The following is a 1,967-nucleotide window of genomic DNA, read 5'->3' as shown; positions in this document are numbered from 1 at the left end:
ATGCTTACCTGTCAGCGTGCCAACTGGGTATCACCCTCGCCTCTCTGGGTCTGGGCTGGGTCGGCGAACCGGCGTTCGCGCACCTCCTGGAGCCTGTGCTGAGTGCCGTGGGTGTAGATTCCGCTGAAGTGGTCAAGGCAGTTTCGTTCTTCACGGCGTTCTTCATCATTTCGTACCTGCACATCGTGGTCGGTGAGCTGGCACCAAAATCCTGGGCCATCCGCAAACCCGAGTTGCTGTCGCTGTGGACGGCGGTGCCGCTGTACTTGTTCTACTGGGCCATGTACCCGGCCATCTACCTGCTCAACGCCAGCGCCAACCAGATTCTGCGCATCGCCGGGCAAGGTGAGCCCGGCCCGCACCACGAGCACCATTACAGCCGCGAAGAACTGAAACTGATCCTGCACTCCAGCCGTGGCCAGGACCCAAGCGACCAAGGCATGCGCGTACTGGCCTCGGCGGTGGAAATGGGCGAGCTGGAAGTGGTCGACTGGGCCAACTCCCGGGAAGACCTGGTCACCCTCGAGTTCAACGCTCCGCTCAAGGAAATCCTGGCGTTGTTCCGTCGCCACAAGTTCAGCCGCTACCCGGTGTACGACAGCGAGCGCAAGGAGTTCGTCGGCCTGCTGCACATCAAGGATCTGCTGCTGGAACTGGCCGCCCTTGATCACATTCCCGAGTCGTTCAACCTCGCCGAACTGACCCGACCACTGGAGCGCGTATCGCGGCACATGCCGCTGTCGCAACTGCTGGAGCAGTTCCGCAAGGGCGGCTCGCACTTCGCCTTGGTCGAGGAAGCCGACGGCAACATCATCGGCTACCTGACCATGGAAGACGTGCTGGAAGTGCTGGTGGGCGACATTCAGGACGAACACCGCAAGGCTGAACGCGGGATCCTCGCGTATCAGCCGGGCAAGCTGCTGGTGCGGGGCGATACGCCGCTGTTCAAGGTGGAACGCCTGCTGGGCATCGACCTGGACCACATCGAAGCCGAAACCCTCGCCGGGCTGGTCTACGAAACCCTGAAACGGGTGCCCGAAGAGGAAGAAGTGCTGGAAGTCGAAGGTTTGCGGATCATCATCAAAAAGATGAAAGGGCCGAAGATCATATTGGCCAAGGTGTTGATGCTGGACTGAGCCACGCCCTTGTAGGAGCCGGCTTGCTGGCGATCAGGAGCGCTGCGGTGTCTCTGTTATACCGCGTTATCGTTCATCGCCAGCAAGCCGGCTCCTACTGCCCAACGCAAAGTTGGGCAACGCCCCCACCGGTTGATTGAACTGGTACGGAATGGACACCAGGCCCAACCCGGTATTGCGCTGCACCACGAAGTGCAGGTGCGGGCCGCTGCTGTTGCCGGTGTTGCCCGACAGCGCCAGCGCACTGCCCACCACTACCCGCTGACCTTCCCGTACGCAGACTGAACCTTTCTTGAGGTGCAGGTACACGCCCATGGTCCCGTCATCGTGCAACACCCGCACGAAATTGCCCGATGGATCGTTGCCGCGCCCGGTCTGGCCATTCTCGGTTTTCACCACCACCCCGCCGCGCGCCGCGATGATCGGCGTGCCTTCGGGCATGGCGATATCCATCGCGTAACGGTTCTTCGGTCCGTAGTGGCTGTATTGGCCATTGGGGCCCTGGGTCAGCCGAAACGGACCGCCACGCCAGGGCAACGGATATCGATAGGCCATGGCAGCCCCTGAGGGGTCGCCCAGGAAATATGCGAACCTTGGGTTATACACGATCGGCCTTCCGGCCTTCGTCGGCGTGAGCAGGGCCAGACGAAGGTTACTGCGCGCCGGCATCACCCGCCGGATCGGTCGGCTCGGCGCTCCGCTGACGTTCTGCAGTCTGTCGAAACTCAGCTCGATCTCGACCGGCGCATACAGGTCGTTGCGCACGAACACGCTGTCCATGCCATTCAGCCTCTTGATGTCGAGGTACACCTGCCGCTCAAGGTGTTCGAC

2 protein-coding genes are annotated in these 1,967 nt (G+C 61.7%); one reads left to right on the top strand and one right to left on the bottom strand.

Features of this window, described 5'->3' with window-relative positions:
* On the top strand, positions 1 to 1,136 hold a 1,136-nt coding region (locus AC1DLB_RS28800; RefSeq protein WP_477786170.1), incomplete at its 5' end, for a hemolysin family protein.
* Between the two features lie 66 nt (positions 1,137 to 1,202).
* On the opposite strand, the gene AC1DLB_RS28795 is transcribed toward AC1DLB_RS28800, so the two are convergent.
* A partial coding sequence (locus AC1DLB_RS28795; RefSeq protein ID WP_477786169.1) for a M23 family metallopeptidase occupies positions 1,203 to 1,967 on the bottom strand: 765 nt, incomplete at its 5' end.

The sequence above is a fragment of the Pseudomonas sp. 05N434 genome, assembly GCF_056396965.1.
Note: the sequence above shows the minus strand (reverse complement) of the source record. Positions and strands in the feature narration are given on the sequence as shown.